Origin of the sequence: Polaromonas sp. A23 (genome assembly GCF_002001015.1) — a bacterium.
In the GTDB taxonomy this organism is placed as follows: Bacteria; Pseudomonadota; Gammaproteobacteria; order Burkholderiales; family Burkholderiaceae_C; genus Polaromonas.
This window is the reverse complement of the sequence record NZ_MUNO01000005.1, coordinates 104,213-127,165: the sequence shown is the minus strand read 5'-3', so window position 1 is coordinate 127,165 and position 22,953 is coordinate 104,213. Positions and strand designations below refer to the sequence as shown.

The 22,953-nt window shown below is 63.1% G+C and carries 16 protein-coding genes; 11 read left to right on the top strand and 5 right to left on the bottom strand.

The window, feature by feature from the left end; genetic code table 11:
• Entirely contained in the window at positions 1 to 885 is an 885-nt protein-coding gene (locus tag B0B52_RS02065) for a histone deacetylase (protein WP_077591986.1), read from the bottom strand.
• Between the two features lie 282 nt (positions 886 to 1,167).
• Between B0B52_RS02065 and B0B52_RS02060 the strand changes: the two genes are divergently transcribed.
• From B0B52_RS02060 to phaP, 3 genes are all read left to right on the top strand, one after another.
• On the top strand, positions 1,168 to 1,539 hold the full coding sequence (locus B0B52_RS02060; RefSeq protein ID WP_139351782.1) for a hypothetical protein: 372 nt from the start codon (positions 1,168 to 1,170) through the stop codon (positions 1,537 to 1,539).
• 72 nt (positions 1,540 to 1,611) lie between these two features.
• Complete coding sequence (locus tag B0B52_RS02055; protein ID WP_077591944.1) at positions 1,612 to 2,742, top strand: ABC transporter substrate-binding protein; 1,131 nt, start codon at positions 1,612 to 1,614, stop codon at positions 2,740 to 2,742.
• Positions 2,743 to 2,952: 210 nt separating this feature from the next.
• Positions 2,953 to 3,495: a TIGR01841 family phasin gene (gene phaP, locus B0B52_RS02050; protein WP_077591943.1), complete on the top strand. Its 543-nt coding sequence runs from the start codon at positions 2,953 to 2,955 to the stop codon at positions 3,493 to 3,495.
• Between the two features lie 290 nt (positions 3,496 to 3,785).
• Here the strand turns inward: phaP and B0B52_RS02045 are convergent, their stop codons facing one another.
• Positions 3,786 to 4,709, bottom strand: coding sequence for a patatin-like phospholipase family protein (locus B0B52_RS02045; RefSeq protein WP_077591942.1), 924 nt, complete (start codon positions 4,707 to 4,709; stop codon positions 3,786 to 3,788).
• Positions 4,710 to 4,813: 104 nt separating this feature from the next.
• On the opposite strand from B0B52_RS02045, the gene B0B52_RS02040 reads away from it, so the two are divergent.
• The 6 genes from B0B52_RS02040 to B0B52_RS02015 all read left to right on the top strand — a co-directional run bounded on the left by B0B52_RS02040 (position 4,814) and on the right by B0B52_RS02015 (position 14,384).
• Positions 4,814 to 5,869, top strand: coding sequence for an extracellular solute-binding protein (locus tag B0B52_RS02040; protein ID WP_077591941.1), 1,056 nt, complete (start codon positions 4,814 to 4,816; stop codon positions 5,867 to 5,869).
• 251 nt (positions 5,870 to 6,120) lie between these two features.
• Entirely contained in the window at positions 6,121 to 6,879 is a 759-nt protein-coding gene (locus tag B0B52_RS02035; RefSeq protein WP_077591940.1) for a 3-hydroxyacyl-CoA dehydrogenase, read from the top strand.
• 201 nt (positions 6,880 to 7,080) lie between these two features.
• Entirely contained in the window at positions 7,081 to 8,955 is a 1,875-nt protein-coding gene (gene ggt / locus B0B52_RS02030) for a gamma-glutamyltransferase (protein WP_077591939.1), read from the top strand.
• Positions 8,956 to 9,475: 520 nt separating this feature from the next.
• On the top strand, positions 9,476 to 12,535 hold the full coding sequence (locus B0B52_RS02025; protein ID WP_077591938.1) for an adenylate/guanylate cyclase domain-containing protein: 3,060 nt from the start codon (positions 9,476 to 9,478) through the stop codon (positions 12,533 to 12,535).
• Entirely contained in the window at positions 12,532 to 13,227 is a 696-nt protein-coding gene (locus B0B52_RS02020; protein WP_077591937.1) for a hypothetical protein, read from the top strand. Before B0B52_RS02025 ends, B0B52_RS02020 begins: the two co-directional genes overlap by 4 nt.
• 20 nt (positions 13,228 to 13,247) lie before the next feature.
• Entirely contained in the window at positions 13,248 to 14,384 is a 1,137-nt protein-coding gene (locus B0B52_RS02015) for an oxygenase MpaB family protein (RefSeq protein WP_077591936.1), read from the top strand.
• Between the two features lie 150 nt (positions 14,385 to 14,534).
• On the opposite strand, the gene B0B52_RS02010 is transcribed toward B0B52_RS02015, so the two are convergent.
• A complete protein-coding gene (locus B0B52_RS02010) occupies positions 14,535 to 15,431 on the bottom strand; it encodes a YihY/virulence factor BrkB family protein (RefSeq protein WP_077591935.1) in 897 nt (298 codons plus the stop codon).
• 93 nt (positions 15,432 to 15,524) lie between these two features.
• The gene (locus tag B0B52_RS02005) at positions 15,525 to 17,171 is read right to left on the bottom strand and encodes an acyl-CoA synthetase (protein ID WP_077591934.1); all 1,647 of its coding nucleotides are present in this window, start codon (positions 17,169 to 17,171) and stop codon (positions 15,525 to 15,527) included.
• Positions 17,172 to 17,306: 135 nt separating this feature from the next.
• On the opposite strand from B0B52_RS02005, the gene dnaG reads away from it, so the two are divergent.
• Together dnaG and rpoD are read left to right on the top strand one after the other, a co-directional pair.
• Complete coding sequence (dnaG, locus tag B0B52_RS02000; RefSeq protein WP_077591933.1) at positions 17,307 to 19,262, top strand: DNA primase; 1,956 nt, start codon at positions 17,307 to 17,309, stop codon at positions 19,260 to 19,262.
• 330 nt (positions 19,263 to 19,592) lie between these two features.
• Positions 19,593 to 22,001, top strand: coding sequence for an RNA polymerase sigma factor RpoD (gene rpoD / locus B0B52_RS01995; protein ID WP_174575461.1), 2,409 nt, complete (start codon positions 19,593 to 19,595; stop codon positions 21,999 to 22,001).
• A gap of 108 nt (positions 22,002 to 22,109) precedes the next feature.
• On the opposite strand, the gene B0B52_RS01990 is transcribed toward rpoD, so the two are convergent.
• Positions 22,110 to 22,949: a class III extradiol dioxygenase family protein gene (locus B0B52_RS01990; RefSeq protein WP_077591932.1), complete on the bottom strand. Its 840-nt coding sequence runs from the start codon at positions 22,947 to 22,949 to the stop codon at positions 22,110 to 22,112.
• Positions 22,950 to 22,953: the final 4 nt, after the last annotated feature.

Sequence of the window (22,953 nt, the reverse complement as noted above, 5' to 3'; positions counted from 1 at the left end):
TCAGGAATTCCAGCGTTTCCAGTACTCGAGCGCAACACGGTAGGTATTGATCTGGACCTGCACGGTCTCGTCGATGTTGACTCCATATCCACCGGCCATCGCAAGGGCCAGTGGGATGCGGCGCTGCCAGGCCCAGTCAAAGACGCGCCGGTCCCTGGCCTCCAGGCCGTCGTAACTCAGCTTGAGCCGCCCCAGCCGGTCGCCCTCGAAGGGATCCGCCCCTGCAAGGTAAATCACCAGGCCCGGCTGGAAGCGCCGATCGAGTTCGTCGAGCGCATGTTCCAGCGCCTGCAGGTAAGGATCGTCAGTGCAGCCGTCAGGCAGGTCCACATCCAGATTGCTCGCCTCTTTGCGAAAAGGGAAGTTTTTCTGCCCATGCAGGGAAAGTGTGAAAACGCTGGGGTCTGTGCTGAAGATGCTGGCTGTTCCATTGCCCTGGTGCACGTCCAGGTCAATGATGGCCACTTGAAGCGCAGGTACGTTCCGCAGGCGCGCGCGCGCATGTTCGGCCTGCATGAGGCGGGTGGCAACGGCAGCATCATTGAAGACGCAAAAACCCCCACCCTTGTTTTTGGACGCATGGTGGGTACCGCCCGCCATGTTGCCGGCCACGCCCTCCCCTCGTCCACCCAAGCCCAAAGCGGCACGAGCCGCCGCAATGGTCGCACCGGCCGAGCGGCGCGAGCGCTCGACCATTTCCGGGCTCCAGGGGAAGCCTATCTCGCGCATCGCCATCGCATCCAGCGTTCCGTCGGCCACGGCCTGAATGTATGCCGGGGCATGGGCCAGCGCCAGTTCACCGTCGCTGGCGCGTGGTGCCACACCCATGCTCACCTCCGGCAACTCCCGAGCCACGCGGTCCCGCAGGCGCTGGTACTTGGCCATGGGAAACCGGTTCCCCGGGGGCAGAGGCAGCACAAAGTTGTCGGCGTAAAAAGCTTGCAAGGTAATTCGAAGGCAGATAAGCCAGACGGGTCCTTCACCCGCAACGCGGAAAAACCGACCTGAGGCGGTATTACAAGGGTAACTCCTAAGTGTTAACAAGGGAATGGTCTCTTGTTTTAGTTATACAAAATAGCTATGTTTGATAACCATAAAGAACTCTTTCTGCTTCGTGACTCACTGATCAATCAGGATCCGCCGTTCAATCACACCAAAGTGCACACCATGTCCTGGCTTACACCAAACCCCACAGCCCGTGCGCAAGGCCTGAAGTCACCCCGGCTCGGGGATGCAGAACAAGCGGTCACGATTGAAAAAATACGCTCCTCGATGCTCGCAGCCCTTGACGACGGCAGCAGCAGCGGTGACAGGCAACACCGGCTCGAAAGGCGCATCCACCATGCGGAAGATGCGCAAGGCCTGTGGGCGCTGCGAGGCGATTTGATGGCAGTTCTGGCAAGCGTCCACGGCGAGGAGCGCGCAGTCAAAAAGCTGCTGCAGCTCACCAGCCTGTTTCGGGACGTGCTGCCGCAGGGTCTGGCGTCAGGACTGGATCACCGCGGTCATGGGAAAAGCCATGCAGGCAACGACGCTTAGATGAAATTCGGCAGCAGAGATAACAGATAAGACACCAGCCAAGACACGGCAAACGTTCCCAAGGAGACAAACATGTTTCGTTCCATCTTCATTGCACTGATGCTCACCACCGGCGCTCATGCACTTGCAAGTGACAAGGGCGTCACCCCAATCGAAATCCGGCTCGGCGCCTCGGCCGTTCTCAGCGGTCCGCTGGGGCCGCAGACCAAGGACTACGGCGTGGGCTCACGGCTGTACTTCGATGCGGTCAATGCCGCAGGCGGCGTGCATGGCCGCAAGATCAGCTACGTCACGCTCGACGACGCTTTTGACGTCAAACGCGCCGTTGAAAACACCCGAAAGCTGATAGAGGAAGACAACGTCTTCATAATCTACAACAGCACCGGCACCGCACAAACCGGTGCCATCCTGCCGCTGCTGGAAGAAACCCGGACCATCGCCTTCGGCCCGGTGACGGGGGCTTCAGCGTTCAGGGACAAGTTCAATCCCTACCTCTTCCACGTGCGGGCCAGCTACGCCAATGAAGCGCGGCGCATTCTTTCGCAGTTGAAACAGATGGGCATTTCGCGCATTGCAGTGTTCTACCAAGACGACGGACTTGGCAAAACCCTTCTCGCCGAATTGCGCCTGGCCGCAACCCTCGAAAAAATCACCTTCGTGGTTGAAACAAAGATCGATCCAGCCAAGCCGGACTTTGCTGCTGCTGCCGCCGCCACCGAGAAGGCTCAGCCACAGGCCGTGATCCTGGGCACGGCAGGAACGACGTTCACCAGCTACATCAAAGCGGTCCAGCAGACTTCCATCAAACCTAATTTTTACGGGTTTTCAGTGGCGAGCCTGGATGTCATCAACCGCGAGCTTAAAGAACAGGCGCGCGGGATCGTCTTGACGCAAATCATGCCGTCGCTGCGCAACGCGACCATCCCCGTGGTGGCCGAATACCTGAAACTGCTCCGCGAAACAACACCGGGCGCCAAGCCCTCCGCCTCGCAATTCGAGGGATTTGTGCATGCCAAGCTGCTGGTTGAGGGGCTGCGCAGGGCGGGACGTTCATTGACCACCGAGTCCTTCATCAAGGCCATGGAAGCGGCAGGGGAAATAAGTTTCGGGCGGTTTGTCGCGAAATACTCGCCGCAATCCCACAACGGCTCGTCCTATGTGGAAATGGCGATCATCGACAACGAAGGGCAGCTCCGCTACTGACCAGATTGTCCGGGGGCCTTGCTGTCGCACGCCAAGGCTCCTAGGGCTTCAACCCTAAAATGCTGCACTGCAGCAAAAAGCGCTTGCAATCTCCCGGGTTATCCCTATACTTCAGTTATGTTGCAGTGCAGCAATCGCCAGAGAAGGCCAGCAGATTGTCCAGCAGAGCAACTACTTGAGTTTTAACCCACCTATATTGGAGATTTGAATATGTTGACCGCTGAACAAGTTATGGCTTCCCACAAAGCAAACGTCGAAACCCTGTTTGGTCTGACCAGCAAAGCCTTCGAAGGCGTTGAGAAACTGGTTGAACTGAATGTGCAGGCCTCCAAGGCTGCCCTGGCTGAAACCGCCAACCACACCCAATCCGTTCTGGGTGCCAAAGACGCACAAGAACTGCTGGCCCTGCAAGCGAGCCTGATGCAGCCCCTGGCTGAAAAAACAGCCGCTTACAGCCGTCACCTGTACGACATCGCCACCGGTACCGGTGCTGAAGTCGGCAAGGCATTTGAAGGCCAGGCTGCTGAAGTCCAAGCCAAGTTCATGGGCCTGGTTGACAGCGCCGCCAAAAACGCACCAGCCGGTTCCGAAACCGCTGTTGCCGTCATGAAAAGCGCCGTCGCCGCTGCCAACAACGCTTTCGAGTCGGTCCAGAAAGCCGTCAAGCAAGCCAGCGACATGGCCGAAGCCAACATCACCGCAGTGACCGCGACTGCCGTGAACGCTTCGAAGACAGCTTCGAAAAAGCGTTAATGCCCAGGGCTTGAATTTGCCGGCCTGACCGCCAGCTGATTCAAGCCAGAGCCTGGCAAACGGGAAGCTGCAAAGTTTTCCTCTGGAGTGCCGGCTCTACCCAATCAGGGGTGTGGCTCCGATAATTCAACCATTGGAGCCCCGCTCCAGCCAGTTGTCTCCTCGGGTCCTTCCAGAAATCCAGTTTCACGGACCCCTTAAAGCCTGATTGCAAAATCAGGCTTTTTTTTGCGTCAAAAATGGCTTACGCCCTTGTGGAATGGGGCGAGACAGCTATCAAAAACAGAGTGTCAGCGAGCGGCCGCCCGTATGGACTCCATCTTCGCCCGCAACGCCGGAAGCGCAGCCAGCATCGCCGCCCTGCCCGCATCAATGGCGCGCTGGCGGGCTGAAAAGTCGGCACTTTTAAGGCCCAGTTGCGAGGGCTGCACCACCACATCAGCATCCTTGAGCTCGTACTGGTTGATGCTTTTGCCCATGATGGCAAAGGTCTGCAGCAGGATCTGCAGCGTGCCATCGGCCGGGTTGGCCTCTGGCGGGCTGGAGATATCGACCGCCACCACAACGTCGGCACCCATCTGGCGCGCGAAACGCACCGGCACAGGCGATACCAAGCCGCCGTCCACATACTCGCGCCCATTGATCTTGACCGGCACAAACACCGCCGGCACCGCGCTGGACGCCCGCACCGCCGTGCCCGTGTCCCCCCGCTGGAACAGCACCGCCCGGCCACTGTTCAGGTCGGTCGCCACAATGCCCAGCGGGATCGCCATGTTTTCGATAAGCCGCCCCGCGACCAGCTCGTTCACATACCGGCCCAGCGCCTCGCCGCGAAACATGCCACGGCCAAAGATGGGCAGCATCCAGTCGGTGATGGCCACTTCCTCCATGTTCAGGGCCGTCTGCTGCAGCTGGGCGCTGGTTTTTCCGCTGGCGTAAAGCGCCGCCACCAGACTGCCAGCCGAAGTGCCCACCACCACCGAAGGTTTGAGTCCGGCCTCTTCCAGCACCGCGATGACACCCACATGGGCAAAACCACGCGCCGCGCCGCCACCCAGCGCCAGCCCCAGGCGCAGCGGCCGCTGCGTGCCGGTATCGGCAATAGGCGGCAAAACCGGCGGTACCGCGCCGCCAGGGGCTGTTTTGATCCCGGCGCAGCCAGCCAGAAGCGCCACCCCGAGCGCGCTGCCGACAAGCGCGAGTTTGCGCCGCATCAACGCTGCCCGAAAAATGCCTCTAATCGAAAACGCAAAGATATTGAGAACAATTCGCGTTTGTATTAAACTCAATCGCATTCCAACCTTCACAAACTAAAGACATGTACAAAAAAGCTTCGTCTCTGGCCTGCCTTGCAGCCGCTGCCATCTCCCTTGGCTCTGCGGGCGGCGTCCTTGCGCAGGACCAGGTTGTCAACCTCTATTCTGCCCGCCACTACCAGACAGACGAGGCGCTTTACAGCAATTTCACCAAGGCCACGGGCATCAAGATCAATCGTGTGGACGCTGACGACGCCGGCATTCTTGCGCGCCTGAAAGCCGAAGGCGCGGCCTCGCCCGCCGACGTGATTCTGCTGGTCGACGCCGCCCGCCTGGCCAAAGGCGACAGCGACGGCCTGTTCCGCCCCATCAAGTCGCCGGCCCTGGAAGCGGCCATCCCCGCGCAACTGCGTGCCCAGGCCACGCCCGAAGGCACCACCTGGTTTGGTTTTTCCACCCGCGCGCGCGTCATCGTTTATGACAAGATCAAGGTCAAGAAGGCCGACGTCGACACCTACGAAGAGCTGGGCGATCCGAAGAACAAGGGCCTGCTGTGCACACGCTCGGGCACCCACCCCTACAACCTGTCGCTGTTCGGCGCGGTCACCGAGCACGTCGGCGAAGCCAAAGCCGAAGAGTGGCTCAAGGGCATGGTGGCCAACATGGCCCGCCCACCCAAGGGCGGCGACACCGACCAGATCAAAGGCGTAGCCAGCGGTGAATGCGGCATTGCCATCACCAACACCTACTACCTCGCCCGCATCATGCGATCGTCCACGCCAGAAGACAAAGCCATCGCAGACAAGGTCGGAGTGGTGTTCCCCAACCAGCAGTCCTGGGGCACGCATGTGAACATCGCAGGCGCAGCCGTCGCCAAAAATGCCAAGAACAGTGCCAACGCGGTCAAGTTCATGGAATACCTTGCCAGCCCCGACGCGCAGAACTACTTTGCCAACGGCAACAACGAGTGGCCCGCGGTGGCTAGCGTGAAGGTCAGCAACCCCGCGCTGCAAGCCATGACAGGCGGCAGCTTCAAGTCTGAAACCATCCCGATCAGCGTGATTGGCGGCAACCAGGTCAAGGTGCAGCAGATGCTGGACCGGGTCGGCTACAAATAACGCCCCCACGTTCGCTCGCTTCGAGCCTGCGGCAGCTCGCTGCCCCTTGCACGGAATAAAGGGGCGCTGCGCCTGCAGGCCGGCAGAGCCGGACCCGGGGCCCCTGCTTGAAAAGAGAGCAGCGCTCATCGAAAAAGCCCGACCGTTGAACGATGGTTGGGCTTTTTTTATGCCCGATAATCGGAGTTGACGTTGACGTTCACGTCAACTCCGCAACATCCCCCTCTTCTTCATCTTCCCAAGGAATTTTCATGGACATCGCAGGCAAAGTATTCATCGTCACCGGCGGCGCATCGGGCCTCGGCGAAGGCACGGCACGCATGCTGGCGGCCAAGGGCGGCAAGGTGGTCATTGCCGACATGCAGGTTGAAAAAGGCGAAACCATTGCCAAGGACATCGGCGGTGCTTTTGTCAAATGCGATGTCAGCCAGGAAGCCGACGGTCAGGCCGTGGTCGCCAAGGCTGTCTCCATGGGCAAGCTCATGGGTCTGGTCAACTGCGCCGGCATTGCGCCGGCCGAGAAAACCGTCGGCAAAAACGGCGCGCACAACCTCGGCGTGTTCAACAAGACCATCACCGTTAACCTGGTCGGCAGCTTCAACATGATCCGCCTGGCGGCCGATGCCATGTGCAAGAACGAGCCCGAGGCCACCGGCGAACGCGGCGTGATGATCTCCACCGCCTCCGTGGCAGCCTACGACGGCCAGATCGGCCAGGCCGCCTACAGCGCCTCCAAAGGCGGCATCGTCGGCATGACTTTGCCGATTGCCCGCGACCTCGCTCGCAACGGCATCCGCAACATGACGATTGCGCCGGGCATTTTCGGCACGCCCATGATGTTCGGCATGCCCCAGGAAGTGCAGGACTCGCTGGCCGCCTCCGTGCCCTTCCCCAGCCGCCTGGGCACACCGCAGGACTACGCCAAGCTGGCGCAGCACATCTTTGAAAACGACATGCTCAACGGAGAAGTGATCCGCCTGGACGGCGCGATCCGACTGGCACCTCGCTAAGCCTTGCCACCTCCATTGCTACTTATTTGGTAGCAGCTAGCCCATATTTCCAAAGGGCTAACGGCCGATTGACTCACAAGAAAGTCAATCGGCCGTTTTTTCAGCTACTTACAAAAATCAACGCACCCCCCGGGCATGCCCGCGCTGCGCACTGCGGAGCTTGGGTTTACCATGGCACCTCACCCACCCCCCGGAGAAGCCATGAAAAACAATGTTCTCGCGCGCACGCGCCCCGCTTTCCAGACCCCTCTTCTTGCCACCACACTAGCTGCCGCCCTGTTGGCCGCCGGTTGCGCATCGGCACCGCCTTTTGCCTACAGCGTGCCCCAGCAGCCCGAGGGCGCTTCCGGCTACACCGAAAAGCCGGGCTGGGCCACCACCAAATTTGCCGTCGCCGCGGCCAACCCGCTGGCCACCGATGCGGGCTACCAGGTGCTCAAAGCCGGCGGCTCCGCGATTGACGCCGCCATTGCCGTGCAAATGGTGCTGACACTGGTCGAGCCGCAATCGAGCGGCATTGGCGGCGGCGCATTCATGCTGCATTCCAGCGGAAGCAAGGTCGAAGCCTTTGACGGCCGTGAAACCGCACCGGCGGCCGTTGATGAAAAGCTTTTCATTGGCGCAGACGGCAAACCCCTGGCCTTCATCGACGGAGTGGTCGGTGGCCGTTCGGTCGGCGTGCCTGGCACCGTCCGCATGCTGGAGGTCGCGCACAAGCAATACGGCCGCCTGCCGTGGGCACAGCTGTTTGTTCCTGCCATCACCCTGGCCGAAGGCGGCTTCAAGGTTAGCGCGCGGCTGAATACCCTGCTGAAGACCGAGCAGCACCTGAAAAAAGACCCGGTCGCCGCGGCCTACTTCTACAAACCCAACGGTGATCCGCACGACGTAGGTGCCACGCTGCGCAATCAGCCCCTCGCTGATGTGCTGAAGAAAATCGCATCCTCCGGCTCCAAAGGCCTGCTCGAAGGCGACGTGGCCCAGGCCATCGTTGCCAAGGTACAGGGCCATCCCACCAATCCCGGCAAGCTGAGCATGGCCGACATGGCTGGCTACCAGGTCAAAAAGCGCGAACCGATCTGCCACGACTACCGCGCCCAGACACGCGACTACCGTATCTGCGGCATGCCCCCGCCAAGCTCCGGCGCCATCGCCGTCGGCCAGATTCTCGGCATTCTGGGCAACACCGCCGCCGCCAGCCAGCCTTTGGTGACGGGCACCAGCGGTGTTGCGGGCGTTCCCGGACCCACACCTTCCGCAGACTGGCTGCATCTGTACACCGAGGCCTCGCGCCTGGCTTTTGCCGACCGCGCGCAGTACCTGGGCGACCCTGACTTTGTGCAGGCCCCGGGCGGCAACTGGATGAGCCTGCTGGACCCTGCCTACCTGGCTGACCGCGCGAAACTCATTGCTGCCCAGCCCGGCGGACAGAGCATGAAGGTCGCCAAGCCCGGCCTGCCCGGCGGCATGAAAAGCGCCTACGCGCCCATGCCCGACCAGCCCGAATACGGCACCTCGCACATCAGCATTGTTGATGCCTACGGAAACGCCATTGCCATGACCACCACGATTGAAGACGCGTTTGGCGCGCGCCAGATGGTCAGGGGCTTTCTGCTGAACAACGAGCTGACCGACTTCAGCTTTGCGCCCACCGATGCCGAAGGCAAGCCGGTCGCCAACCGCGTGCAGCCCAACAAGCGCCCGCGTTCGTCGATGGCGCCGACACTGGTGTTCGACAAGGCCACCGGCCAGCTGGTGATGAGCGGCGGCAGCCCCGGCGGCGCGCTGATCATCCACTACACCGCCAAGACGATCTACGGCGTGCTCAACTGGGGAATGATGCCGCAGCAGGCCATCAACCTGCCCAATTTCGGCTCGCTCAACGGCCCGTCACTGCTTGAAGAAAAGCGCTTTGCGCCCGCCACGGTGGAAGCATTGAAAGCCCGCGGCGCCGAGGTCCGCGAGATGAACATGACCAGCGGCCTGCAAGCCATCACACGCGGCCAGGCGCACGGCACACCCCTGTGGCTAGGCGGCGCCGATCCACGCCGCGAAGGCGTGGTGATGGGAGACTGAGAGTAAAAAGTGGCTTTCGCCCTTATTCCACGGGCGCAAGCAGCTACTTTTTTAATAGCATATCGGGCTGGCCGGCGTTTCGCGCTGGCCAGCACGCCACCATCGCTGCGCGAGTGAGCACGACCCGCGAGCAAGTGACGCGCGAAATGTCCTTGCTGGCGAAGCGGGGCCTACTCATAAAACATCCAGAAGGACTGCTGATCAGCGACGTGTACACGCTCGAACGGATGGTGGAGCGGGCAAGCTACGACGCGTAAGCGTTCTCCAGAAGAACTGAGCAACTGCCGCCACAGCCTGGCAATCGGGCGGTTGTCTTCAGTGCGATCGCGTGGGTCGTTGTATTCGGAGTGACCGCCTTGGCTCCTGGCTTGCTGGCCCTGCAAAAGCGCAACGCCGCCGCCGTCTTTTATTTGAGCGGCTCGGTGGCTGGTCTGGTGGGCTCATCCATCACCGCGTTCACCGTGATGGGAATCCTGCCTTACTCGTTCTGGGCGTGCCGGCAACCAGGAAGTGCGACACTATGGGCATTCCGATGCGCTGCGCCAACTGCCACCACGAAAACCCGGACACCGCCCGCTTCTGCAACCAGTGCGGGGCGTCGGTCACTGTGGCCGTGGCGCCCGAGTTCAGGCGCCTCACCATCATGTTCTGCGACCTGGTCGGCTCGGTTGGACTGGCCAGCCAGCTTGACCTCGAGGACTGGCACACCCTGCTGGGCGCCTACCAACTGGCGGCGGGCGACGCGATCCGCAGGCGCCAGGGGCACATTGCGCAGCACCTGGGCGACGGCATAGTGGCCTATTTCGGCTACCCGTTGGCTGGCGAGGACGACGCGGCCCGCGCCGTGCAGGCTGCGCTGGACCTGGTGGCGGCCGTCGGTGCACTGCCCGTGCGGCAAGGCCACCCGGCACTGCAGGTGCGGGTGGGTCTGCACACTGGGCCGGTGGTCATGGGCGACGTGGGCAGCGGCAGCCAGCGCGAATACCTTGCGCTGGGGGATACCCCCAACATCGCCGCCCGCCTGCAGGCGCTGGCCCCAGCCAACGGTGTACTGGTCACCGCGGCCACGCAGGGTGCCGTGAAGTCGAAGTTTCGCTGCCTGGATCTGGGCGGCCAGAGCCTCAAGGGGATTGCGGCACCGATCCGGCTGTACAAGGTCATTGGCCCGCTGCAGACCGATGGTGACGACGATCCTGCCGCGGTTGGGCAGGCCCCTCTGCTTGGCCGTGCCCGCGAACTGGACCTGTTGCGCGGGCAGTGGCGCGCGGCTTCAACGCAGGCTGGCAACTGCCTGCTGCTGGTCGGCGACCCGGGCATCGGAAAGTCGCGCCTGGCGCGCGAGCTGCGGGCGCATGTGGCCGGCAACGGCAGCAATGTCTGGCTGGTGCGCTGCTCGGCCCATGGCGTCAACACGCCTTTCGCCCCCCTGGCCCAGTTGCTGGTCCGCGTCATCGGGGCCGCGTCCACCGACAGCCATGAGGCCCGCATCGCCGCGCTGGCCTCGACGCTGGCAAGCGTGGGCATCACCGATCCGGCCGCGCTGGCAGCACTGGCCGGGATGCTGGCAATCGAATTGCCGCCCGACCCGTCGGCGCCGCCGCTGAGCGCTCGGGCGTTACGTGAACGCACTTTCAGCGCGGCCAGCAGGGTGGTGAGCGCGGTGGCGTCGCAACGGCCTACCTTGCTGATTGTCGAAGACCTGCATTGGTCCGATCCCTCTACGCTGGAATGGTTGGGCCGCCTGTTGCAGCGCGACCTCGGCCGAGGGCTGATGCTGCTGCTGACCGCGCGCGGCGAGTTCCGGGCCCCCTGGCCGGACAGCGGCCGGGTGCAGCAACTCACGCTGGAGCCCTGCACGCCCGGCGAAGCGGCCGAGATGGTGCGCGCGCTGGACCCTGCGCGGGGCTTGGCTGATGAGGCCGTGGCCCGTATCGTCGCGCGCTCCGAAGGCAACCCCCTGTTCGTCGAGGAGTTCACCCGTTCGGTCCTGGAGGCCGGGGGCGACGAGATCCCGGCGACGCTGCATGAACAGACGCTGGCGCGGCTGGACCGCCTAGGGCTGACCGCCAAGCAGGTGCTGCAGCAGGCCGCGGTGATCGGTCGCCATTTCGGGCAGGAACGCCTGCGCGCCGTGTGCGGACTGGTCGACGAGATGCTGGCGCTGGCGCTGCAATGCAGCGTCGAGGCGCACCTGCTCAGGCCGGTGGCCGGGGACGGCGGCGAGGCCTTCGCGTTCCGCCACGCGCTGCTGCAGGACGCGGCCTATACCTCCCTGCTGCGCAGCGCGCGCCAGGCTTGCCATTTGCGCGTTGCGCAGGCCTTGCTGGCCGAAGACGCCGCCGCCGGCGAACACCAGCCTGAAGTGCTGGCTCACCACTATGCCGAGGCGGGCCAGGTGCAGGCGGCGGCAGGTCACTTCCTGCGCGCCGGCCAGATCGCGCTGTCCAGTTCGGCCTGCATGGAAGCAGCCGCCCATGCCCGCCGCGCGCTGGCGCTGCTAGGCGATGCGCGCACGGACGAAGCCTCCCTGGCGCTGGAGCTGGAGCTCCAGCTGGTACTCGCTCCGGCCCTGATGGCCGTGCATAGCGTGCTGGACTCGCGGGTCGAGCAGGCCTACATGCGTGCCAGGCGGTTGTGCGAAAGCATCGGCAACGCGCCCAAGCTGCTGGTGCCCCTGTGGGGCCTGTGGGGCTATGAACTGATGCGCGGCCGCTTCGATGAGGCGCGCACCGTCAGCGGCCAGCTCGGCGCCTTGGCCCGGCAGGCGTCGCAGCCCATGCCCAGCCTGGTGGCGGCCACCACTGCGGGCATGACATTGTTCTACCAAGGCGACCTGGGTCCGGCGCGCGTCGAGTTCGCGAAGGGAATCGCGCTGTACAGCACGCCGCAGCATGCCGCCCGCAGCGTGCGCGCCATGACCGACCCGGGCGTGATGTGCCATGCCTTCGACATGCTGGCATGCTGGCTGATGGGCGACACGGCCGCCGCCCACGCCGGCGCGGCGCGCCTGCGCAGCATGGCGCCAGCACTGGCCCAGTATGACGCGGCTTTCCTGTGGTGCGGCGACGCGCTGCTGGCGGTGCTGGAGGGTGACACCACCAGCGCGCGCGCGTCGGCCGCCCAGGCCATCGCCATCGCCCAGGAACAGGCTTTCAGCGCCTGGCAGGTGATGGGCTCGGTGCTACAGGGCTGGGGCGCGGCCCGGGAAGGGCCGGCGGCGCCCGGTATCGAGCAGATGCAGCGGGGCTTCGATGCCTGGTGCGCTACCGGTGCGCGCAACTTGCGCCCGCTGTTCAGCGCGCTGCTGGCCGATGCCTGGCTCGCAGCCGGCGACACAGTCCGTGCGTTGGAGGCGGCTGACGCGGGCCTGGACATCGCCGCCACCGGCGAACGCTGCTGGGTGCCCGAACTGCACCGGCTGCGCGGCATGGCGCTGGCCGGCCTGGGCGAACGCACTCGTGCGCTGGAATGCCTGCGCGCCGCCGTCGCCAGCGCAGAACAGATGGGCGCCCAGGCCTGGCGCGACCGCGCCGTCGCCAGCCTGGAGCGTATCGACCAAGACCCTGGAAACCCCACATGAAGAATGAAGACAGCACCCGCATCCGGTTCGTCATCGCCGCCATGGCGCTGGTGGTCGCCAGCAATATCTATGGCGCGCTGACGCACGCCGGGCCGCGCTTTGCGTTGGCCAGCACGGCGTTCAGCTTCGCCGTGATGGTGGCCTGGACTGCATACCGGCGCGACCCCGTGCTGGCACGCTGGCTCGTCATCGGCTTCGTGGCCGGCTGGCTGGAGATCGCCACCGACGCCTGGCTGGTCGCCAACACCCGAACGCTGCTGTACCCCAGGGACGAGCCGATGGTGTGGGATTCGCCGCTGTATATGCCGTTCGCCTGGACCATCGTGCTGGCCCAGATCGGCGTCATCGGCGGCTGGTTGTCGCAACGCATGTCGACCGCCCGCGCCACCTTGCTGTGCGCGCTGCTGGGCGGCAGCAGCATCCCGTTGTACGAGCACCTGGCGCACGACGCGCTCTACTGGTCGTACGTGAACACGCCGATGATCCTGAACGCGCCGCTGTACATCATCGTCTCCGAATTCCTGCTCTCGCTGCCGCTGGTGTGGATCCACCGGCAGGCGGTGGCGCACAGCTGGCCGTGGAGCATCGGCCTGGGCGTGCTGGCAGGCCTGTGGATGATCCCTTCCGTAGTGATCGCCTGGCGGCTGGTCGGCCCTTGCGCCGGTGCCATGATCCAGTTTTCCTGCCGTTGAAACCAAGCGAGGTACGCACTATGCGTGAATGGACCCCCGAACTTCTGGAAGCCATGCGCCGTTGCGGCGACGAGGCGGCCGACCGCACGCTGGAGCAGGCCTCCGCGCTGCAGGGCGAGGTTTCGCGCATCAGCGCCGTTTTCCGTTCCTTCGCCGCTGACGACGCGCAAATTCCGGCCGACGCGCCGCCCGAGCTGCTCGATTTTGTCGCCGCCACGCGCGACCTGCCGGCCGGCCTGGACCTGGCGCGCATCGAGCGGGGCGCGCTGGTGATGATGGACAACGCGATGCTGTGCGCCCTGGCGCTGCTGCTCAAGAGCCTGCCCAGCGGCTATGCCGCGCCGCGCCTGTCCCATGTCCTGCACCTGACGCACAACCTGGAGCGGCGCCCGTACAAGCGCGCCCTGGGCGTGCTGCAGATGCTGGTCAACATCGCCCAGCCCGGGGCTTTCGCTCCCGGCGCGCGCGCCGTGGTCACTGCGCAGAAAATGCGGTTGCTGCACGCGGGGGTCCGACAGGTCGTGCGGCGCCGCTTGCCCGGCTTCGAGGCGCAGTTCGGTGTTCCGGTGAGTCAGCTCGACCTGACTTTCACCATCATGACGTTCTCGGTGCATGTGATCGACGGCCTGGCCGAGCTTGGCGTGCAGTTGTCCGAGGCGGATGCCGAAGACTACTTCTACCTCTGGCGCATGTACGGCCAGATGCAGGGCATTCGCCCCGAGTGGATGCCGGCCACCCTGCAGGAGGGACGTGATTTCTGCAACGCCTTCCAGCCCGAGCTCAGCACGGCGGCCCAAAACCCCGATGGCGTGCTGTTGACGAGCGCCGACCTGGACATGATGCGCGGCCTGCTGCCCTGGCCATTGCGCCTGCTGGGGCTGGGCCTGGCGCCGCGCGTGTATCTGCTGCGCCTGCTGGGCGAGGAAGGCGCGGCCCGTGTGGGCGTGGCGCCGGTGGCAGGCCACGCGTTGCTCGACTGGTTGATCCTGAAGTTACCGGTCCTCTGGCATCGCTTCTGGAACGCCGCCGCGCCCGACAGACAGGCCCACGCACGCCTGTCGCGCCTCTTCTTCAGCGCGCTGATCGACGAGGCCTGGGGCGGTGAGGTGCGCTTCAGCGTGCCGGAGCACTTGCGCGATCTGCGCAGCCTGGCCTGAACCGGGGAGACCCCCATGAATCCGCGCATGCCCCGCCTTTGCCGCGGGTGTTTGCACAAAACGGTGCCTTTTCGCACATCCGAACCAGGCCGGCCTTCCTAAGCTTGACTCACGCGCCGATAGGTCCGGCGGGACTGCACTGCGCTCTGGCTAGTCCGTCCGCATCGGCTCGGCCGGCGCGTCCTGCTTTGCCGTGCCGATGCGCTCGTATTCCGAGATCACCTGCGCACCCAACAGGAGCAGCGTGGCGGCCAGCTCCAGGCTCAGCAGCACCACGATCGCCGTCGTCAGCGAGCCGTACACCAGGCCCACCTGCGACAGCGTGCCAAAGTACCAGACCAGCAGATGGCGCATCACCTCCCACAGCAGCGCGGCGGTGACGCCGCCTATCAGCGCGTGGCGCAGCGACAGCTTGCCGACGGGCATCACCATGTACACCGAAGTCAGCAGCAAGATTTCACCCACCAGACCCAACAGGTAAAGCAGCACGCCTGAAAAACCGCTGAGCGACCAGCTGTAGCCGAGAAACTCCATACTCTTGTCGCCCAGGGCCTCAAAGCTGCCAGAGACCAATGTCACCATCAGCAGGCCGATGCCCAGGCACAGGATGTAGGCGTAAGGAAGCAGCGCAGAAACCACGAAGTGCCGCCTGCGTATCGCGACGCGATGCAGGAAGATCACCGACATCGCGTTTTCAAGCACGGTGAACGCCAGCGAACTGAAGAACAGCATGGTCACCAGCAGCAGCCAGCCCACCACTTCACGGTGCGCCAGAAAGTTGGCAAGCTCGGCAACAATGAACTCGGACTGCCCCGGGGCCAGCCAGCCGATGTATCGGCCCAACGCCTCCAGCAAGGCCGACTGGTCAATCACATGCGACAGCGCAATCGCCATCAGGATCAGCAGCGGCACGATGGACAGCAAGGCGTAGTAAGCCACGGCACCGGCCAGCAGCAGGCCCTGGTTGGCGCGAAAGCCCAGCAACACCCGCAAGGCGAAGGCGCCGGGGTGGCGAAACACATAGGCAGCTTGGGGTCCGGGGGTCATGGGCGGCCTTTTCTACAATAAAAACTGCCTCAGGCCCTTATCTTACGGGCGCCAGTAGCTATATTTATCATAGCAAATCCTCTCGCGGAGCCCTCACACGTCAATGGCCGCGGCAGATCCGGCCTGCTTGCGCAGCTCGAATTTCTGGATCTTGCCGGTGGCGGTTTTCGGCAACTCTCCAAACACCACGGCCTTGGGCACCTTGAAGCCCGCCAGGTGCTTTTTGCAATGCGCCACGATATCGGCCGCCGTCGTCGTCGCGCCAGATTTCAGCTCGACGAAGGCACACGGAGTTTCACCCCAGCGCTCGTCAGGCTTGGCCACCACGGCTGCAGCCAGCACGTCGGGGTGGCGGTAGAGCACGTCTTCCACTTCGATGGACGAAATATTTTCGCCACCGGAAATGATGACGTCCTTGCTGCGGTCCTTGATCTTGATGTAGCCGTCGGGGTACATCACCGCCAGATCGCCAGTATGGAACCAGCCGCCGGCAAACGTTTCTTCGGTAGCTTTGGGGTTCTTCAGGTAACCCTTCATCGTGATGTTGCCGCGGAACATGATCTCGCCCATGGTCTCACCGTCTTGCGGCACCGGCCGCATGGTTTCGGGGTTGATCACCCGGGCGTCACGCTGCAGGTGGTAGCGCACGCCCTGGCGCGCATTCAGGCGGGCGCGTTCGCCAATGTCCAGCTCGCCCCAGGCCTCGTCCTTGGCGCACACAGTGGCCGGGCCATACGTTTCGGTCAGGCCGTAGACATGAATCAGGTCGAACCCCAGGCGCTCCATGCCTTCGATCATCGAGGCCGGCGGCGCAGCGCCTGCCACCATGGCCTTGACGCCGCGCGGCAGACCTGCTTTCATTTCATCAGGCGCGTTGACCAACATGCCGTGCACGATGGGCGCACCGCAGTAGTGGGTAACGCCGTGGTCCCTGATCGCATTCAGAATGGCGCCCGCCTCCACCTTGCGCAGGCAGACGTTGACGCCGGCACGCGCCGCCACCGTCCACGGAAAACACCAGCCGTTACAGTGAAACATCGGCAGCGTCCACAGGTACACCGGGTGTTTGGGCAGGTCCCATTCCAGAATGTTGCTGATCGCGTTGATGGCTGCGCCGCGGTGGTGATACACCACGCCCTTGGGGTTGCCGGTAGTACCACTGGTGTAGTTCAACGCAATCGCGTCCCACTCGTCGGCAGGCAGGCGCCATTCGAAAGATGCATCACCGCCGGCGACAAACTCGTCGTAGAAGATGCTGCCCAAACGTTCCACCGGCCCGGTGTACTGCGCGTCCTGCACGTCAATCACCAGCAGCGGCGTGGTGGCCTTGCGCAGGGCCAGCGCCTTTTTCATGACCGCGGCAAACTCCGGGTCCACGATCAGCACCTTGGCTTCGCCGTGGTCCAGCATGAAGGCAATGGTCTCGGCGTCCAGCCGGGTGTTCAGCGCATTGAGCACCGCGCCCGTCACCGGAATGCCGAAATGCGCCTCCACCATGGGCGGCGTGTTGGGCAGCATCACCGCCACCGTGTCGCCCTTGCCTATGCCGCTGCGCTGCAACGCGCTGGCCAGTTGCCGGCAACGCGTGAAAAGCTCTGACCAACTCCGGCGCAGGCTGCCGTGCACCACCGCCGGCCGGCCGGGGTAAACCTCGGCAGCGCGTTCAATGAACGACAGCGGCGAAAGTGCCGCGTGGTTGGCCTCGGTACGAGGCAGGTCCTGGTCAAAAATGCTGGGCATGAATGTCTCCTCCGGACAGGTCGCCGGCTTCGCCGGTTGGCCGGCCATGGTAGCCCCGCAGCGGCGCCGAAGGCTGACAGTCTTGCAACAACGTGCGCGGGGCATGGCCCCAGCCTCCCGGGGCACAATACAGCCGTGGCCATTCCCTCATCATTCATCCAGGAGCTGCTTGCGCGGGCCGATATCGTCGATATCGTCGGCCGCCACGTGCAGCTCAAGAAGGGTGGCGCCAATTTCATGGGCCTGTGCCCCTTCCACGGGGAAAAATCACCCTCTTTTTCCGTCAGCCCGAGCAAGCAGTTCTATCACTGCTTCGGCTGTGGTGTCAGCGGCGACGCCATCAAGTTCATGACCGAATACGGCGGCATGACGTTTATCGAGGCGGTGAAAGACCTGTCGCAGCAATACGGCCTGCAGGTGCCGGAAGACGACGTCTCGCCGCAGGACAGGGCCCGCGCCGCCCAGATGCGTGAGCAGCAGGCCACGCTGACCAGCGTGCTTGAGAAAGCCGGTAACGCCTACATCAAGCACCTGCGCAACGCGCCGCGGGCCGTTGAGTACCTCAAGGGCCGCGGCCTGTCCGGCGAAATTGCCAAAACCTTTGGCCTGGGCTACGCCCCCGAAGGCTGGCGCGCGCTGGCCAGCGTGTTTCCCGACTACAACGACCCGCTGCTGGTCGAAAGCGGCCTGGTCATCACCGGCGAGCCAGGTGAGGAAAACGCCCAGGGCGAGGCCAAGCGTTACGACCGTTTCCGCGACCGCATCATGTTCCCCATCCGCAACGTCAAGGGCGAATGCATAGGCTTCGGCGGGCGTGTGCTGGGCGACGAAAAGCCCAAGTACCTCAACTCCCCCGAAACACCGGTGTTCAGCAAGGGCCGCGAGCTCTACGGACTGTTCGAGGCCCGCCCCGCCCTGCGCGAACACGGCTACGCGCTGGTTACCGAAGGCTATATGGACGTGGTGGCGTTGGCCCAGCTCGGGTTTGCCAACGCCGTGGCCACCCTGGGCACGGCCTGCACGGCCGACCATGTGCAAAAGCTGTTCCGCTTCACCGAATCCGTGGTTTTCAGCTTTGACGGCGACAACGCCGGCCGGCGCGCCGCGCGCAAGGCGCTGGACGCAGCCCTGCCCTTTGCCACCGATGTGCGCACCGTCAAGTTCCTCTTCCTGCCGCAGGAGCATGACCCTGACAGCTACATCCGCGAGCACGGCCAGGAGGCTTTTGCCGCCTATGTCGCCAAGGCCGTGCCGCTGAGCAAATTCATGCTCGAAGCCGCCGCCGAAGGCTGCGACCTGGACACCGCCGAAGGCCGGGCCCACATGGCCAGCAATGCGCGCCCGCTTTGGAGCCTGCTGCCCGACGGCACGCTCAAGCGCCAATTGCTGGCCGAAATCGCCGACCAGGTGCTGATCGACAGCCGCGAGTTGCTGCAGATCTGGCAACCGGCCTCAGGGAGCTACAAAAACAATAGCAGCTCGCGCCCGTCCGGAAAGGGCCAACGGCCAAAAACATCTGAAGTTTCAGGCGCAGCGCCGCATTTTGAGGATTTCCACGGCAATTTTGCCGATCTGCATGACGAAAGCGCTTACGCCGCTTCGCTGCCCGCCCTGGCAGGTCCGTCCTCCTTCCCATCGTCTTCTGCCTCCCGCAGCCGTCCCGCCCGCCGCATCGCCGGGCGGGTGCTGCCGGCCAGCCGCGAAGACCGTGTGCTGCGACTGATGCTGACCGACCCCCAAAGCTGGGACAAGCTCAGCGGCGAGGAACACGTGCTGCTTTCAGAATTGCCTGCCCCCCACGGGCCCCTGTTCGTCTGGCTGGAGAGCCAGCTGCATGAACACGGCCCCCAACCCTGGGCGGCCCTGCGCGAGGCCCTGCGCGAGCACCCGCACGAAAAACACGCCGTTGACCAAATTTCGCAGATACATGAAGGTATTGAGGACGATTGGGCCGAGATCCGCAGCATTCTGGACCAGCTCCTCAAGCTCAAGCGCCAGCAGGAAATGGTCGATTTGCTGCCCCGGGTCATGGCCGACCCTGCGGCCAGGCAACGTTATGAAGAGCTTTCAGCCCTTCTGAAAACAAGCTGAAATTTCGCATTTTTATTGCCCAAAAATTAGGCAACAGGGTATAATCCGATTTTCCGCTACGGCAAGCGCGACAGCAGCACCTCCGGCACCCGCCCCCCGCAAGAACGGGACCTCACAGGTTGAAGGGCAACTTCCCCGCAAGGACTGCACACCAAATGTTCGCCCAAACAACTTGCCGTGGAGCCTGTCGGGCTTGAGATAACTCTCAAATCCGGCAGTCTCCTGAATGCCCAGCCATCCGGCGCGGGCATTTTTTGTGCCTGTGTCCTGACCCCCGTCAGGTGCCGGGAACCCAGTCTGTTGAAGGAAGTTTTACATCGGGAGTTCGCCATGCCTGCTCAAAAGTCCAGCAAGTCCGTCAAAGCCGTGCCCAAGTCCAAAGCCGCAGCCAAGCCTGCAGCCCGACCGCCCGTCAAGAAGGCCGCCAGCAAGCTTGAAAAACCCCGAAAAACCGCCATATCCAAACCAGTTCCAGGCAAAAAAGCCGCTGCGTCCAAAGCTCCCCCGAAATCTGAAAAGCCTGTCAAGAAAGTGCCCCCTGTGCCGACCAAGTCTTCCGCCTCCCCCGCCAAAACTGCCAAACCTGCTGCCAAAAAAGAAGCTGAGCTGAAGGTCACCGCGACCGCCGCTGTGGCCGACGTGCCTGTCAAGAAAAAACCCGGCCGCCCGCCGAAAAACCCCGCTGCCGCGGTGGAAGCCGGCGGCGCCAAGCGCGGCCGCAAGCCCAAGGTGGTCATCAAGGGTGAAGGCGACGAAGACATGTCCGACATCGAGGACGATCTGGTTGGCGAGCCGGTTGCGGAGACGACTGAAAAGGTCAAACCGCTGCGCATGAAGATCAGCAAGGCGAAAGAACGCGCATTGATGAAAGAATTCGGCCTGGACGAAACCGTCCTGTCCGAAGAAGACATGGCCAAGCGCCGTGCACGCCTGAAGGCGCTGATCAAGCTCGGCAAAACGCGCGGTTACCTGACCCACGGCGAAATTTCCGATCACCTTCCCGACAAGCTGATCGACGCCGAAACGCTGGACGCGGTCATCGTCACCCTGAACGACCTCGGCGTGGCCGTGTACGAGCAGACGCCTGATGCTGAAACCCTGCTGATCACCGCCAACGCCCCGGCCGGCTCCACCGAAGAAGAAGCTGAAGAAGCCGCCGAGGCGGCTCTCTCCACCGTGGACAGCGAGTTCGGCCGCACCACCGACCCCGTGCGCATGTACATGCGCGAGATGGGCACGGTTGAGCTGCTGACACGCGAAGGCGAAATTGAAATCGCCAAGCGCATCGAAGGCGGCTTGATGAAGATGATGGAAGCCATCTCGGAAAGCCCGGCCACGATTGCCGAAATCCTGCGCCTGGGCGAAGACATCCGCGAAGGCAAGATTGTCATTTCCACCGTGGTGGATGGTTTCTCCAACCCCAACGAAGCCGACGATTACGTGGCCGAGGAAGACTTTGACGAGTTCGACGAAGAAGACGACGACGACGGCAAAGGTGGCTCCAAGGCACTGACCAAAAAGCTTGAAGAGCTGAAAAAAGAAGCGCTGAGCCGCTTCGACACCATCGCCTCCCACTTCGAGAAAGTGCACAAAACCTACGACAAGGAAGGCTACGGCACACCAGCGTATGTGAAGTCGCAAAAGGCCCTGAGCGACGAGCTCATGACTGTGCGTTTCACCGCCAAAACCATTGAAAAGCTGTGCGACCTGCTGCGCGGCCAGGTGCTTGATGTGCGCAAAAAAGAGCGTGAGCTGCGCCGCATCATCGTCGAGAAATGCGGCATGCCGCAAGAAGTCTTCATCAAGGACTTTCCGCCCAACCTGCTGAACCTGAAATGGGTTGAGAAGCAAGTTGCTTCCGGCAAGCCCTGGTCCGTCATCATGGCGCGCAACGTTCCCCCGATCCAGGAACTGCAGACCAAGCTTGGTGAGTTGCAGGCCCGCGTGGTGGTGCCGCTCGGCCAGTTGAAAGACATCAACAAGCGCATGAACGAAGGCGAGACCAACTCGCGCGACGCCAAGAAAGAGATGATCGAGGCCAACTTGCGCCTGGTGATCTCGATTGCCAAGAAGTACACCAACCGCGGCCTGCAGTTCCTCGATTTGATCCAGGAAGGCAACATCGGCCTGATGAAAGCGGTCGACAAGTTCGAATACCGCCGCGGCTACAAATTCTCGACCTACGCCACCTGGTGGATTCGCCAGGCGATCACACGCTCCATCGCCGACCAGGCCCGCACCATCCGTATTCCGGTGCACATGATCGAGACCATCAACAAGATGAACCGCCTGTCGCGCCAGCACTTGCAGGAATTCGGCTTCGAGCCGGACGCCAGCATCCTGGCCGCCAAGATGGAGATTCCTGAAGACAAGATCCGCAAGATCATGAAGATCGCCAAAGAGCCGATCTCGATGGAAACACCGATCGGTGACGATGACGACAGCCACTTGGGCGACTTCATCGAAGACAGCGCCAACACCGCACCGCTGGAAGCCGCGATGCAGGCCGGCCTGCGCGATGTGGTGAAAGACATTCTCGACAGCCTGACGCCGCGCGAAGCCAAGGTGCTGCGCATGCGTTTCGGTATCGAAATGTCCACCGACCACACACTGGAAGAAGTCGGCAAGCAGTTCGACGTGACGCGTGAACGCATCCGCCAGATTGAAGCCAAAGCGCTGCGCAAGCTCAAGCACCCTTCGCGTTCGGACAAGCTGCGCAGCTTTATCGACACGCTGTAAGCGGCATTTCCGGGCCCCGCCCCGGGTTTGACGATCAAAAAGCGCTTCACGCCCTTATATACCGGGCGTGAGGCGCTATTTTTTTGAGAGCAGTAGAACCGATCTGTTCTAGTCCAACGCCTCCAGCGCCATCATGCCGGCGGCCGTGTTGGAAATCGGGATGTGGTAATTGGTGTGCACCTTGCGCACGCGGCCGGGCACGGCAGCGCGCGTGGCCAGCCACATCAGCAGTTCCACGCCCTGGGTACCGGTTTTTTCGACAAGTTCATGGATGCTGTATTGCGCGGCCCACTCGGGTTCGCTGATCAGGCTGTCCATGAATTTCAGGTCAAAGGCCTTGTTGATGAAACCGGCACGTTCGCCATCGAGCTGGTGACTCAGGCCGCCGGTGCCTATCACCACCACCTTTTTGTCGCTGTCCCACGAGGCAATCGCCTCGCCCACCGCCTTGCCCAAAGCCAGGCAGCGTTTGGCGCTGGGCAGCGGAAACTGCACGGTGTTGATGCAGATCGGCACCGTCAGCACCGGGCACGGCCCCTCGGGCCAGAACAGCTTGAGCGGCAGCGTGAAAGCATGGTCCACCAGCATTTCCTGACAGGTCGTGATGTCGAACTCCTTGTCCACCAGCGCATTGATGATGTGCCAGGACAGCGCGGGCACGCCCTTGAACGGCGGCAGCGTGGGGATGCCCCAGCCTTCGTCGGCATTGCGGTACTCGGGCGCGGCACCCACGGCAAAGGTCGGCATTTTGTCCAGAAAGAAGTTCAGGCCGTGGTCGTTGTAGAACACCACGGCAATGTCGGGTTTGACCTCGTCGAGCCAGGCCCGCACCGGCAGGAAGCCGTCAAAAAAAGGTTTCCAGTAAGGCTCCTGCTGGGCTCCCCGGGCGATCGCACCGCCAATGGCGGGCACGTGGGAGGTGGTCAGGCCACCGATGATTTTTGCCATGGTA

What these genes read in the sequence shown, in the direction of transcription:
- ggt (WP_077591939.1), top strand. Translation starts at nt 7,081, where the DNA reads ATGAAAAACAATGTTCTCGCGCGCACGCGCCCCGCTTTCCAGACCCCT.
- B0B52_RS02020 (WP_077591937.1), top strand. Translation starts at nt 12,532, where the DNA reads ATGAAGAATGAAGACAGCACCCGCATCCGGTTCGTCATCGCCGCCATG.
- B0B52_RS02065 (WP_077591986.1), bottom strand. Translation starts at nt 885, where the DNA reads ATGGCCAAGTACCAGCGCCTGCGGGACCGCGTGGCTCGGGAGTTGCCG.
- phaP (WP_077591943.1), top strand. Translation starts at nt 2,953, where the DNA reads ATGTTGACCGCTGAACAAGTTATGGCTTCCCACAAAGCAAACGTCGAA.
- B0B52_RS02015 (WP_077591936.1), top strand. Translation starts at nt 13,248, where the DNA reads ATGCGTGAATGGACCCCCGAACTTCTGGAAGCCATGCGCCGTTGCGGC.
- B0B52_RS01990 (WP_077591932.1), bottom strand. Translation starts at nt 22,949, where the DNA reads ATGGCAAAAATCATCGGTGGCCTGACCACCTCCCACGTGCCCGCCATT.
- B0B52_RS02055 (WP_077591944.1), top strand. Translation starts at nt 1,612, where the DNA reads ATGTTTCGTTCCATCTTCATTGCACTGATGCTCACCACCGGCGCTCAT.
- B0B52_RS02035 (WP_077591940.1), top strand. Translation starts at nt 6,121, where the DNA reads ATGGACATCGCAGGCAAAGTATTCATCGTCACCGGCGGCGCATCGGGC.
- rpoD (WP_174575461.1), top strand. Translation starts at nt 19,593, where the DNA reads ATGCCTGCTCAAAAGTCCAGCAAGTCCGTCAAAGCCGTGCCCAAGTCC.
- B0B52_RS02025 (WP_077591938.1), top strand. Translation starts at nt 9,476, where the DNA reads ATGGGCATTCCGATGCGCTGCGCCAACTGCCACCACGAAAACCCGGAC.
- B0B52_RS02060 (WP_139351782.1), top strand. Translation starts at nt 1,168, where the DNA reads ATGTCCTGGCTTACACCAAACCCCACAGCCCGTGCGCAAGGCCTGAAG.
- B0B52_RS02040 (WP_077591941.1), top strand. Translation starts at nt 4,814, where the DNA reads ATGTACAAAAAAGCTTCGTCTCTGGCCTGCCTTGCAGCCGCTGCCATC.
- B0B52_RS02045 (WP_077591942.1), bottom strand. Translation starts at nt 4,709, where the DNA reads ATGCGGCGCAAACTCGCGCTTGTCGGCAGCGCGCTCGGGGTGGCGCTT.
- B0B52_RS02010 (WP_077591935.1), bottom strand. Translation starts at nt 15,431, where the DNA reads ATGACCCCCGGACCCCAAGCTGCCTATGTGTTTCGCCACCCCGGCGCC.
- B0B52_RS02005 (WP_077591934.1), bottom strand. Translation starts at nt 17,171, where the DNA reads ATGCCCAGCATTTTTGACCAGGACCTGCCTCGTACCGAGGCCAACCAC.